Below are 12256 nucleotides of genomic sequence, written 5' to 3' on the forward strand. Positions count from 1 at the left end.
CTAAAAGAGAAGAAAGGTGATAGATTGGTAAAAGAGACTGGATTGAAAAAAAATTTTCTGTATAGCATGTGCTATCAGATACTAACCTTGATTTTACCTTTGATAACAGCCCCATATGTTACACGCGTTCTTGGAGCAAAGAGTTTAGGTATTTATTCGAAATCTCAAGCATTAGCACATTATTTTCTTCTTTTTACTATGCTTGGCGTAAACAACTATGGCAACCGTGCGATTGCAAGAGTTCGAGATGACAGGGCAAAAGCTAGTAAGACTTTTTGGGAGATTTATTCATTCCAAATTCTAACGGCAGTTATCGTAACCATTTCATACGGGATCTACTGCATTCAGTTTGCATCAGAGAATCGGCTTATCTATATTATGCAGGCATTCTATGTCATGTCTGGGTTGATAGATGTGAACTGGTGTTGTTTTGGCATGGAAAAATTCAAACTTACAACAATACGAAGTATGAGTGTAAGGATATTGACTGCGGTTTCTGTTTTCACCTTAGTTAAAAGCCGTGATGACTTATGGCTTTATACATTTATTCTTTCTTTCAGTTATGTTCTATCAGGCTTGGTTATTTGGCCGTTTATTAAAAGACATATAGATTTTGTGAAACCTACATGGGCTGGTATGAAACGTCATATAAAGCCAAATCTTGTTCTGTTCTGGCCAGTGATTGCAATCAGCCTTTACAACATTATGGATAAGCTAATGCTTGGATGGTTCAGCGAAGATGAAGAAGTCGCATTCTATACTTATGCAGAACGAATCGTCACCATTCCTACAACGTTGATTCTTGCGCTTGACAATGTAATTATGCCGAAAATGTCTAACCTGTATGCGTCAGAAGGGAAGACAGAAAAAATACGTTATCTGATGGACAATGTGATGCTTTTCGCAATGTTTATGGCTGCAGCGATGGGCTTCGGACTGGCTGGCGTCGCTGATGTATTCGCTCCATGGTTTTATGGCAGCGCATTCACACGGTGCGGTTATTTTATTCTTATTTTGAGTCCGGTGATTATTGTGAAAGCGTGGGCCGGTGCTTTGCGGACACAGTTTATTATACCTACTGGCCGCGATAAGATATATGTAGTTTCTCTGACTGCTGGGGCAGTTGTGAATCTGATTCTTAATACTCTGCTCATACCTCGCATGAATGGGGTAGGGGCTATAATCGGCACACTAGCAGCGGAATTTGTTGTTTGTTTCATTCAGTTTTTCTGGTGCCGAAAGGATATAGACATCAACAATTACCTGATTAATGGCATCAGCTTTTGCATCATCGGAGCTATCATGTTTTTGGTGGTGGAAAATTTATCCTACGTGTGTGAAAATGTTTTGATTACAATGGGGGTACAGGTGTTTTGCGGGGTAGTTGTATATGTATTTCTCGCTTGCCTATACATGATAAAAATTCGCAAAAATCCTGTCTTGGTGAACGAAGGATTGAAGATGCTGCATATTAAATACCAATTTAAATAAGTGAAAGATAGCGCGGAAAATAACAAAAAATCCACAAATAATGTGATAACAAGGGAGATACCATGGCTGGCAATCCATTGGCAGGCAAGGAAAGAAGGGTAGAATATATTGATTTATTCCGTTCTTTTGGCATTATTTTAATGATCATGGGGCATATCAAGTATGGGAACCATTTTGATAAGTGGATTCATGCCTTCCATATGCCTATGTTTTTCTTTGTTTCAGGATGGTTTTATAGGAGCCGAGAAGGTGTTTCTGTCGGAGTACAGATTAAGAAAAAGGTAAATAGTCTGCTCGTGCCATATCTCTTTTTTGAGATTGTCCAATGGCTGATTCTTCTGATTTATATACCAGAGTACCGCAATGCTCAGACACTGTTACATATCTTGACAGAGAACACTTACAAGATTCCGATTGAGAGCGGAACTTTTGGGATTTCACCCATCCCTGGTGCGATGTGGTTTTTAACAGCTATCTTCTTTATTGAGGCTATCTATATCGTGCTTAACAGAATTCTGGAATGTAGCTGGAAACTGCATATAGCAGTTGTGGTTTTAACTGTGATCGGAATGTTGGCAACGATAATCTTCCCCTTTAGGCTTCCATGGGCACTTGATGCCGCATTTGTTGGGATTGGCGTCTTCCACATTGCAAGGATGATTCGAAAAACAAAAGCAAAGAAGGTGTTGAATCTTAAAATTTGGCCGTCGTTGATGATGGGAGTGATTTTTACAATTCTTATCATGGTCAGTCCAAAGATTAATATGAGAACTGGAAACTATGGTTGGTATCTTCCATTTTGGATTAATGCTTTGGGGGCAACAGTGGCTGGGTGGAATCTGTCAAGGTATTTGGAGCAGTTCTTGAACAGATTTGTGCCGGTTATAGGTAGATGGTTAAAGAACATAGGAAAGAATTCCATTGTGTATCTGTGTTTGAATCAGCTTGTAATTCTAGCTGTGACGAAGGGCTTGGACTTAATTGGAGTTGGAGGTTTCATCGCCAAGGTCCCGATTCTGCTTTTTACTATAGCTATCCTGTTTGGTTTTGGGAAGCTGATCGGCAATACAAAATTGAAAGTGTTAATTGGAAAATGATTTACGTATGCTATTGTCTGCCCAAGGACATCCCGGTCATCATCTACCAGCTAACGTTGGAGGGCAGCAACATGTTCTTTAACTCCGCGGTAGTAAACGATCTAGATGAGTTTAAGAAGAAAAGCGACGTAATTGTCGCAAACAGTTCTGACGCAGCGCTGTATGACACCAAGGATAAGATCTATACGAGGGATTTGTATAGCGAGATTATCAGTTGAGAGTTAAAATCAAATGATTACCGAGAGGAAGAAATATGTATGAGAAATTTTAAAGGCCTGAAAATCGCCGTAGCAGGAACCGGCTATGTGGGCTTGTCCATCGCCACGTTATTGGCACAGCACCATACTGTCACCGCGGTGGACATCGATCCCGAAAAGGTGAAGATGATCAATAATAGAAAATCGCCCATATGGGACGATTACATAGAGAAGTATCTCGCCGAAAAGGAGCTTGACCTAACTGCCACTCTGGACGGCGAATCAGCCTACAAAAACGCGGATTTCGTTGTAATTGCCGCACCCACCAACTACGACGGCAAAAAGAATTTCTTTGATACGTCGGCGGTTGAAGCGGTAATCGAACTTGTGCTGAAAGTAAACCCAAACGCGATTATGGCAGTCAAGTCCACTGTTCCCGTAGGCTACACTAAGTCGGTTCGCAAAAAGTATAATACGCAGAATATCCTTTTTAGTCCCGAATTTCTGCGGGAGAGCAAGGCACTTTACGATAATTTGTTCCCGAGCAGAATTATTGTGGGTACAGACGAAAACGACGAAAAGCTGACTGATGCCGCTCATACCTTTGCGAAGCTGCTGCAGGAGGGGGCAATTAAAAAAAACATCGATACCCTCTTCATGGGCTTTACTGAGGCGGAGGCGGTCAAATTGTTTGCTAACACATACCTCGCCCTGCGCGTTTCCTACTTCAACGAACTGGATACCTATGCTGAGTTGAAAGGGCTGAACACAGGAAAAATCATAGAAGGTGTGTGTCTTGACCCGCGTATTGGAACGCACTACAACAATCCTTCGTTTGGCTATGGTGGATACTGCCTGCCCAAGGATACCAAGCAATTATTAGCTAACTACGCAGATGTGCCGGAGAATTTAATTGAAGCTATCGTGGAGAGCAACAGGACGAGGAAAGACTTCATTGCTGACCAGGTACTCAAGATGGCAGGCTTCTACGAGAGCAGTGAGAGATGGAATGAGAGTAAGGAGAGAGCGGTTGTCATCGGCATGTATCGATTGACGATGAAGTCCAATTCCGACAATTTTCGGCAGAGTTCGATTCAGGGCGTGATGAAAAGGATAAAAGCGAAAGGTGTAACTGTGATTGTATATGAACCAACGCTGAAAGATGGTGTAAAATTCTTCGGCAGTGAGGTCGTGAATGATCTCGCGGAGTTTAAGAGAAGGTCACAAGTGATTATTGCGAACAGATATCATGCGGCGGATTTGGACGATGTGAAAGAAAAAGTTTATACACGAGACCAATTTGGCAGAGATTGAAAATTCTACAGATAGGCTTCGGCTTGACGCTCTGACGACAGCAAGGAATTCCTTGAGTTTCCGTAAAATATAATTTCAAAATAAATAAATCTTCCCAAAGTCCCAATCCGTCTGATTTTTGAAATCTATGATGGATGGTATCTACGATTAGAGACACTTAAATAAGCCCCATCGGAACCGGACTTTGGGAGACGTATTTCTTCTATTATCTAAACGACCAGCTTAAGGCAAAGTTGACGGTATGACGGGCGTTTTGTCCGAAGCCATAGCCTGACGCCTTCTTTTGCATACGAAAATATACCTCGGATGCCGTTGGCCAGCCAGTAATAGCAGAAGAAAACTTTTTCTTTTATTGGAGCTGCTGATTCTATAATTGCAACCTTTAAGGCTTTTGTTTCCGGTTTCATGGAAATCATAGCCAGGAAGGCCAGGCATAAGGTGATATGAAAATTCAAGGCGTCGATTGTTTTGAGTTCTCTCACCTGAAAGCTTTCAAACTGGAATGACTGCTTTTTAGAACGGAAATACTCCTCGATTTTCCAGCGGTCAAAGTAGATCTTTGCCACTTTGACCACATCTTCTTTGGAAATGGTTTCTTAATTGGTGGTAAGCATCATTGGAAAATCCGTAATGCCGTAAACCAGCACAAGGTAAATTTGTTTTGATCTTGCCTTTTCTTCGGTTACACATTTCGGTGGCGGTGGTCCATTTGTTGTGACGCAGGAGTTTGCGGTTGGAGTTGAGATGGATGACATAGTACTGACCAAGATCATCCATCTTCAGGAACATCTTATTGTCATCATACCCCCTGATCCATGGCAACTGTTGCCTTTCCAAACAGGGCAGCGCCCCGCCCCATCGCCTGGAAGGTGAATGAATTTACCGATTTTGTAAACGCTCTTTGAAGGGGAGCTTTCGGAGCCGTTCCGAACGAAACCGAGGGTCTAGAATTTATAACTGTCCGGCTTTACAACATCGCTGTCATCAATATGGATGAGGATCTTTCGGTACCCATTTCTTCACTTCGCGAAGGTAAGATGCCACAATCTGGTTAGGGGTACCCTTTTTGAGATATCTGGACAGCGGGTCAACAACATTGATTTTATTGGAAGGTTCATGGAGTTGATCGACAACATCAGTCAGCAGGCAGCTTCCGGAAGCGAGCATGCCGTAAATGATATCAGCGACAAAGTTACGATCAGGTTTAGGGAGAAGTTTGGAAATCTTATTAGAAAAAGAAAAAATTTTCCGTTTCAAAATGTAAGTATTTACAGTAAAATTAGGCATAGGGGATCTCTTCCATTTTTGTTTAGTAAGATTTGATTGTGGTGATTTAATTTTACATCAAAAAGGGCCGAGATTCCTTATATTTTCAGTAAAAGAAAGCATGATAAAAAAAGTACAATGAGAGACAGCAGCCCTTGGATCTCTGGATTTAAGATCAGATAATGGTAGAAATCGTTCCTTTGAAAACCGCATGGAAAAAAATAGAAATAGTAAAGTGAGCCAGAAAACTGCAAAATTTCTTATACGGGCTCACTTTGTCTCATCTTATAGGATTATCTTTTATCTTCCCACATAAACTAAATCACCCCTCAAATTCTTCCACCCTCACCCAATTCCCCCTTGCCACCCCACCTCACCTCTAAATTGTGCGACATTTATAATTACCCATCTAAAATCAAGCACAAAAAACCACGAGAATAAGCCAAAATCTGGGTAATCGACAACGTTTGACAATTTTAAAACAATACTTGTAAAAACGAAAAAACTGTATTATTATAATTAAGATATATGAAATACTGTCCCCATATATGGTTGGAGGAGGGGGGACAGGAAGAAAGGAGTAGAAGATGAGTACTGGAACAGGAACATTTAAAGGCGGCGTTCATCCTTATGACGGGAAAGATTTGTCGAAGGATCTGCCGACCTTGACTGTTATGCCAAAGGGTGATCTTGTGTTCCCGATGGCACAGCAGCATCTGGGCGCTCCGTCACGTCCGGTCGTCGCAGTCGGCGACAAGGTTTTGATGGGGCAGAGGATCGGAGAGGCTTCTGGCTTTATATCCGCTCACATCTGCAGCTCAGTATCCGGCACGGTGAAGGCGATTGAGCCCCGGCTCACGCCCAGCAGCGCCATGGTGGAATCCATTGTGATCGAAAACGACGGGCAGTATACCCCAGCTCCCGGCGTCGGAGAGAAAAGGGACTACACCAAAATGTCAAAGGAAGAGATTCGAGCCGCTGTGAAGGATGCCGGTGTGGTCGGCATGGGCGGCGCAGGATTCCCGACCCACGTTAAGATCACTCCCAAGGATGACAATGCCATAGACTTTATCATTGCCAACTGTGCGGAATGCGAACCTTACCTGACGTCCGATTACCGGATGATGCTGGAGGAGCCGGACCGTCTGATCGGCGGACTGAACGTGATTGTCAGCTTATTCCCAAATGCAAAAGGCGTGATCGCCGTGGAGGACAATAAGCCGGACGCCATCAAGTTACTTCAAGAAAAGGTAAAGGATGAACCAAAGATTGAAGTACAGGTCCTTCAGACCAAGTACCCTCAGGGCTCTGAGCGCCAGCTGATCTATGCGTGCACCGGCCGCAAGATCAATTCTTCCATGCTGCCGGCTGACGCCGGATGTATTGTGGACAACTGTGACACTGTGATTGCGATCTATCGCGCCGTCTGTGAATCTACCCCACTGATGCGCCGTGTTGTAACCGTTACCGGCGATGCGGTCAACAAACCCAGAAATGTGATTGTCAAAACGGGCACACTCTACAGCGAACTTCTTGAATATGTGGATGGCTTCAAATGCCAGCCGGAAAAGGTGATTTCGGGCGGACCGATGATGGGCCAGGCTCAGACCAGTTTGGATGTCCCGGTGACCAAGATTTCTTCTGCGCTTCTTTGCATGGAGAAAGATCCGGTTTCCCAGTATGAGAGCACCCACTGCATCCGCTGCGGCCGCTGCGTCGCCGCCTGCCCCAGCCGTCTGGTGCCTCAGAAACTGTATGAATGTTCGACCCGCGGCGATATTGACACCTTTGCCAAACTGAACGGCATGGAGTGCTTCGAGTGCGGGGCCTGCACCTATGTGTGCCCGGCGAAACTGCGCCTGACTCAGGCCTTCAAGCAGAGCCGCCGCGCCGTACAGGACGCCAGAAGAAAAGCCCAGGCAGCCGCTCAGGCTGCGAAAGCGGAGGCCGAGGCGAAAGCAAAGGCCGACGTGAAGAAAGAAGGAGGTGAGAAGGCGTGAGTCAGTTATTTCATGTATCGACCAATCCCCATGCGGTAAGCAAGGATACCACCAGCAATCTGATGCTGGACGTGATCCTGGCCCTGATTCCGGCCACCGCCTTCGGTATTTATCATTTTGGATGGTATGCGGGAGTGATTGTTCTGGTCAGCGTGGCCACCTGCGTTGCTTCCGAATACATATGGGAAAAAGCAATGAAAAAGGATTTGACCGTGCGGGACTACAGTGCGGTTTTGACTGGTTTGCTGCTGGGCCTTAACCTGCCCCCCACAGTTCCGATCTGGCTTCCGATCATCGGCGGAGCCTTCGCAATTATCATTGTGAAGCAGCTCTACGGCGGAATCGGCCAGAACTTCATGAACCCGGCGCTGGGCGCCCGGTGTTTCCTGATCCTGGCCTTCGCCGGTCTGATGAATAATTTTGCCGTGGACGGCGTGTCTTCAGCGACGCCTCTGGCGGCGTTAAAAGCCGGTGAGACCACGAATCTGGCAGACATGTTCTTTGGATTCACCCCCGGTGTGATCGGAGAGACTTCGGCGGCCTTAATTTTGATCGGCGGCCTGTTTCTGATCGTCCGCAAGGTGATCACCTGGGATATTCCGGTTATCTACATCGGAACCTTTGCCGTCTTCATGCTGCTGTTCGGCGGCCATGGCTTTGATCTGACTTACCTTGCCTGCGAGATCTGCGGCGGCGGTCTGATGCTCGGCGCATTCTTTATGGCGACCGACTATGTGACCAGCCCGATCACTCCGAAGGGGCGTATCCTTTTTGCTGTTCTTTTGGGCCTGCTGACCGGTATCTTCCGTACCTTCGGCAATATGGCGGAGGGCGTTTCCTTTGCCATCATCATCGGCAACATTTTGGTGCCGCTGATTGAAAAAGTTACGCTTCCCAAGGCTTTTGGAAGGGAGGGTAAATAAATGAAATCGGATAAGATTCTGAAAAATGCCATGATCCTGTTTGTCATCGCTGTGGTTCTGAGCGCCCTTTTGGGGATCGTCAATGAGATCACCAAGGATCGGATTGCGGAACAGAATCAGCTGAAAAAGGAAACGGCTTATAAAAAAGTCTGCCAGGAAGCCGCCTCCATCCCGGAGGATGCGGACCTGAAGGCCATCGTGGAGCAGAGCTCCCAGGCTTTGAAGGACAAAGGCTTTGAGGGCATTGAGATCAACGATGCCAGACCTGCCAAGGATGCTTCCGGCAATGTAATCGCCTATGCCCTCGACATCACCACAGCCAACGGCTATGGCGGCGATATCAATATGTCCCTGGGGATTGGCACCGACGGCACCGTCACCGGCCTGGAGATTATCTCCAACAGCGAGACGGCCGGCCTGGGCGCCAACTGTGCGAAGGATACCTTCAAAGGCCAGTTCGCCGGAAAGAAGTCCGAGGAACTGACCTATGTAAAAACCGGCGATGCCGGCGACGATGAAATCAACGCGATCAGCTCCGCGACGATCACCACCAAGGCGGTGACCGGCGCTGTCAATGCGGGCCTGTATTTCGCCTATGAGTGCATCGGCGTAGGAAAGTAAGGAGGGAGGATAAGATGAAAAAATATTTATCTGCGTTAACCAACGGACTCATCAAAGAAAATCCCACCTTCGTCCTGATGCTGGGCATGTGCCCGACCCTGGCGGTAACGACTTCCGCCATCAACGGGATCGGCATGGGCCTTTCGACGACGGCGGTTCTGATGATGTCCAATCTGTTTATCGGACTGCTGCGGAATATTATCCCGGATAAGGTGCGTATTCCCGCGTTTATTGTGATTATTGCTTCTTTTGTAACGGTCGTAGATTTGCTTTTGCAGGCATTTGTGCCGGATGTCTATGAGGCACTTGGGATCTATATTCCCCTGATCGTTGTAAACTGCATCATCTTTGGCCGTGCAGAGGCATTTGCCAGCAAGAACGGTCCGGTGATTTCCTTCTTTGACGGCATTGGCATGGGCCTCGGCTTTACCGGCGCCATCACCATCATTGGCCTGGTCCGTGAGTTCCTGGGCGCAGGCACTCTGTTCGGCGTTGAAGTGCTGACCAAGATCCCTGGTTATACCCCGGCGGCCATCTTTATCATGGCGCCCGGTGCATTCTTTGTCCTGGCGGTCCTGACGGCGCTGCAGAACAAATTTAAAGCGCCCAGCGCAACCAATACGGAGCAGGGGTGCGATACGATTGCCTGCGGCGGCAACTGCGCCAAGTGCGCCGGAAGTCTTTTTGTCAGCAACAAAGAGATCATCGAGAAGGCGAAGGCGGAGCAGGAAGCGAAGAAGGCTGCCGAGAAGGCGGCAAAGGCAGAAGCAGCTAAGGCGGCGAAAGCAGCCTCGATCAAGAAGACTGAGGAATAGGAGGATAAGAGAAGATGATTGGTGAATTGATTTTACTGCTCGTAGGAGCGGCTCTGGTCAACAATGTTATCCTCAGCCAGTTCCTGGGACTTTGTCCGTTCCTCGGCGTTTCCCGCAGAGTGGAGACGGCGGCAGGCATGGGCGCAGCCGTTATATTTGTTATCACGATCGCATCGGCGGTCTGCAGCGCGATCTATCTGCTGATTCTGGAACCGGCCCATCTGACCTATCTGAATACAATCGTGTTCATTTTGGTCATCGCGGCCCTGGTTCAGCTGGTGGAAATGATCCTGAAGAAAATGATGAAATCTCTGTACAATGCCCTCGGCATCTATCTGCCCCTGATCACGACCAACTGCGCCGTGCTCGGCGTGGCGCTGCTGAACGTGCAGAAGTATGCCGACTACACCGGCGGCAAGATGATGGTATTTTCCATTGTCAACGGACTCGGCACTTCGGCCGGATTTTGTATCGCCATTGTCCTGATGGCAGGGATCCGGGAGAGAATTGAAAACAACGATATTACCAGCTCCTTCCGCGGGCAGCCCATCGTTCTGGTTACGGCCGGTCTGATGGCCATCGCCTTCTGCGGATTTGCCGGCGTGATTTAAGAAGGAGGAGACGAACATGGATGCGAGTATGATTCTATTGGCAGTCGCTGTCGTGGGCGGCGTCGGCCTGTTGATCGGTCTGCTCCTGGGAGTGGCCGGCAAAAAGTTTGCTGTGGAGACGGATGAGCGGGTGGAACAGGTACGGGAGCACCTGGCCGGAAGTAACTGCGGCGGCTGCGGTTTTGCCGGATGCGACGCCTGTGCGGAGGCTATGGTGGCCGGAACCGCGGCTCCGAACGTCTGCGCACCGGCCGGTGCGGAGAACGCCAAGGCGATCGGCGAAATCCTCGGTGTTTCGGTGGAAGTGGGAGACCGGAAGGTGGCGTTTGTCCGCTGTGCGGGAACCTGTGATAAGACCGAGATGAAGTCCCAGTATTTCGGGATTCAGGACTGTCAGAAGGCTTCGATGATTCCCGGCAGCACGGATAAAGCTTGTAACTTTGGCTGCATGGGCTTTGGCTCCTGCGTGAATGCCTGTAAATACGATGCGATCCACGTGGTGAACGGCGTGGCGGTCGTTGACAAGGAAAAATGTGTGGCCTGCGGTGCTTGTACGGCAGTCTGCCCGAAGAACTTGATTGTTCTGGTTCCAGCCAAGGCGGAGCATCTGGTGCAGTGCAGCAACCGGGAAAAAGGCAAGGCTGTGAAGGCGGTCTGCGCGGCCGGCTGTATTGGCTGCGGCATCTGCCAGAAAAACTGCGAATTCGGCGCGGTCACGGTTACCAACAACCTGGCCTCGATTGATCCGGAGAAGTGCACCAACTGCGGGAAATGCGCAGAGAAGTGTCCGGTGAAGGTGATTAGTTAATTAGATAAGAAGAAGCTGCTCCGCGGATGGTTGAGCCATCTCAGAGCAGCTTTTCTTTGTCTGAGTTTTTTCTGATTCCCGGTCATGGGAACCAGGACTAGCATTTCTTATATTCATCCAGCAGCATCCCTTTTTCCACAACAAAATCCCGGAAGCTTTTGACCGCGGGAGTCATATAGCGGTCCTTGACCCAGGCCATATGGATATCCCGGTTTGGAATTTCATTTTCAATGGTCAGAGCCTTGATGTGGCAGTTGGTGACGTCCACCGCTTCCGACACCAGGGCAACGCCGAGATTGGCGGAGACCAGGCCCAGGACAATGGAATCATATAAGGCCTCGAAGGAGATCTTCGGGGAGATCCCCACCGTGCGGAAAATCTCATTGACATGGTTGCGGATTTGGCATTGGGGACTGTAGGTGACAAAAGTTTCCCCGGCCAAAGTCGTCAGGTCCACGGAATCCTGCGCCGCCAGCGGATGATCCTGGGAGACGATCAGCATGGTTTTGTGGCTTCCGATCAGCACGGATTCGATCTCTTTGTTGTCAAAGGGAGTCGTAAAGGCAATATCCGTATTCCCTTCCATCAGACTGGCTTCAATATTCTGCGTCACGGTCTGGTCAAACTGAAAATGAAGCTGCACTTTGCCGGTCTCCTCAAAAAAGCGGGAGATGACAAAGGTCACAAACTTGGAGAGAGATCCCAGGTAGCTTAAGGCGATGTTTCCCGTTTCCGGATTTACGAAATCCGCCAGCTTTTCTAAGCCCCGGTCCAGACTGTCCAGCGACTGGGTTACGTGCTCCAACAGAAAAGCGCCGCAGCGGGTCAGCTTTACATTGCGGCCTCTGTGGACAAACAGCGTCACCTGCAATTCCTTTTCCAGGTCGTTGATCGCATGGCTCAGGCGGGACTGGGAGACATTCAGCTGCTCCGAAGCTTTTGTATAGTGCTCCAGCTCGGCGATGGTTTTAAAATAGTATAATTGCTGTAAATTCAAAGCAGCACCTCCGTTTCCCATTTATTCTTTAGTATAAAGCTTTTTGCCGAAATAATCAACCGATAGGAAAGCCCTGGGGAATGGAACCGCGCAGAAAAGAGGCGGTATGGTTCGAA

The 12256-nt window shown here is 48.0% G+C and carries 13 protein-coding genes; 10 read left to right on the forward strand and 3 right to left on the reverse strand.

Annotation, left to right across the window (positions count from 1 at the left end; genetic code table 11):
* Window positions 1-24: 24 nt before the first annotated feature.
* From MUB23_RS01790 to MUB23_RS01805, 4 genes are all read left to right on the forward strand, one after another.
* Window positions 25-1491, forward strand: a complete 1467-nt coding sequence (locus MUB23_RS01790; protein WP_244798474.1) for a flippase — start codon at window positions 25-27, stop codon at window positions 1489-1491.
* Between the two features lie 62 nt (window positions 1492-1553).
* Window positions 1554-2588, forward strand: a complete 1035-nt coding sequence (locus MUB23_RS01795) for an acyltransferase family protein (protein WP_244798475.1) — start codon at window positions 1554-1556, stop codon at window positions 2586-2588.
* Complete coding sequence (locus MUB23_RS01800) at window positions 2585-2806, forward strand: hypothetical protein (RefSeq protein ID WP_244798476.1); 222 nt, start codon at window positions 2585-2587, stop codon at window positions 2804-2806. The genes MUB23_RS01795 and MUB23_RS01800 overlap by 4 nt, the downstream gene beginning before the upstream one ends.
* Window positions 2807-2845: 39 nt before the next feature.
* The gene (locus MUB23_RS01805; protein ID WP_280515591.1) at window positions 2846-4099 is read left to right on the forward strand and encodes a nucleotide sugar dehydrogenase; all 1254 of its coding nucleotides are present in this window, start codon (window positions 2846-2848) and stop codon (window positions 4097-4099) included.
* Window positions 4100-4308: 209 nt separating this feature from the next.
* On the opposite strand, the gene MUB23_RS01810 is transcribed toward MUB23_RS01805, so the two are convergent.
* On the reverse strand, window positions 4309-4665 hold the full coding sequence (locus tag MUB23_RS01810) for a transposase (protein ID WP_244798477.1): 357 nt from the start codon (window positions 4663-4665) through the stop codon (window positions 4309-4311).
* A gap of 418 nt (window positions 4666-5083) precedes the next feature.
* The gene (locus MUB23_RS01815) at window positions 5084-5386 is read right to left on the reverse strand and encodes a hypothetical protein (RefSeq protein ID WP_244798478.1); all 303 of its coding nucleotides are present in this window, start codon (window positions 5384-5386) and stop codon (window positions 5084-5086) included.
* Window positions 5387-5952: 566 nt separating this feature from the next.
* On the opposite strand from MUB23_RS01815, the gene rsxC reads away from it, so the two are divergent.
* Genes rsxC through MUB23_RS01845 form a run of 6 tightly spaced genes read left to right on the forward strand, consistent with a single transcriptional unit; the run spans window position 5953 to window position 11143 of the window.
* Window positions 5953-7365, forward strand: coding sequence for an electron transport complex subunit RsxC (gene rsxC / locus MUB23_RS01820; protein ID WP_244798479.1), 1413 nt, complete (start codon window positions 5953-5955; stop codon window positions 7363-7365).
* Window positions 7362-8288 (forward strand): RnfABCDGE type electron transport complex subunit D, encoded by a 927-nt coding sequence (locus MUB23_RS01825; RefSeq protein WP_244798480.1) that lies wholly within the window; start codon window positions 7362-7364, stop codon window positions 8286-8288. The genes rsxC and MUB23_RS01825 overlap by 4 nt, the downstream gene beginning before the upstream one ends.
* Window positions 8289-8909 carry an RnfABCDGE type electron transport complex subunit G gene (locus MUB23_RS01830; RefSeq protein WP_244798481.1) on the forward strand — a complete coding sequence of 207 codons (621 nt, stop codon included), beginning with the start codon at window positions 8289-8291 and terminating at the stop codon, window positions 8907-8909. It begins immediately after the preceding gene.
* A 14-nt stretch (window positions 8910-8923) separates the two neighbouring features.
* Window positions 8924-9724 carry an electron transport complex subunit RsxE gene (rsxE, locus tag MUB23_RS01835; RefSeq protein WP_244798482.1) on the forward strand — a complete coding sequence of 267 codons (801 nt, stop codon included), beginning with the start codon at window positions 8924-8926 and terminating at the stop codon, window positions 9722-9724.
* 17 nt (window positions 9725-9741) lie between these two features.
* On the forward strand, window positions 9742-10335 hold the full coding sequence (locus tag MUB23_RS01840) for an electron transport complex protein RnfA (RefSeq protein WP_244799025.1): 594 nt from the start codon (window positions 9742-9744) through the stop codon (window positions 10333-10335).
* A gap of 16 nt (window positions 10336-10351) precedes the next feature.
* Window positions 10352-11143, forward strand: a complete 792-nt coding sequence (locus tag MUB23_RS01845; protein WP_244798483.1) for an RnfABCDGE type electron transport complex subunit B — start codon at window positions 10352-10354, stop codon at window positions 11141-11143.
* A gap of 97 nt (window positions 11144-11240) precedes the next feature.
* On the opposite strand, the gene MUB23_RS01850 is transcribed toward MUB23_RS01845, so the two are convergent.
* Window positions 11241-12140 carry a LysR family transcriptional regulator gene (locus MUB23_RS01850; protein WP_244798484.1) on the reverse strand — a complete coding sequence of 300 codons (900 nt, stop codon included), beginning with the start codon at window positions 12138-12140 and terminating at the stop codon, window positions 11241-11243.
* Between the last annotated feature and the right edge of the window lie 116 nt (window positions 12141-12256).

Origin of the sequence: Cuneatibacter sp. NSJ-177 (genome assembly GCF_022867805.1) — a bacterium.
Taxonomy (GTDB): Bacteria; Bacillota; Clostridia; order Lachnospirales; family Lachnospiraceae; genus Pseudolachnospira.

Coding starts and splice junctions, on each gene's coding strand:
- MUB23_RS01845 (WP_244798483.1), top strand. CDS start 10,352: ATGGATGCGAGTATGATTCTATTGGCAGTCGCTGTCGTGGGCGGCGTC.
- MUB23_RS01795 (WP_244798475.1), top strand. CDS start 1,554: ATGGCTGGCAATCCATTGGCAGGCAAGGAAAGAAGGGTAGAATATATT.
- rsxE (WP_244798482.1), top strand. CDS start 8,924: ATGAAAAAATATTTATCTGCGTTAACCAACGGACTCATCAAAGAAAAT.
- MUB23_RS01815 (WP_244798478.1), bottom strand. CDS start 5,386: ATGCCTAATTTTACTGTAAATACTTACATTTTGAAACGGAAAATTTTT.
- rsxC (WP_244798479.1), top strand. CDS start 5,953: ATGAGTACTGGAACAGGAACATTTAAAGGCGGCGTTCATCCTTATGAC.
- MUB23_RS01800 (WP_244798476.1), top strand. CDS start 2,585: ATGATTTACGTATGCTATTGTCTGCCCAAGGACATCCCGGTCATCATC.
- MUB23_RS01830 (WP_244798481.1), top strand. CDS start 8,289: ATGAAATCGGATAAGATTCTGAAAAATGCCATGATCCTGTTTGTCATC.
- MUB23_RS01805 (WP_280515591.1), top strand. CDS start 2,846: ATGAGAAATTTTAAAGGCCTGAAAATCGCCGTAGCAGGAACCGGCTAT.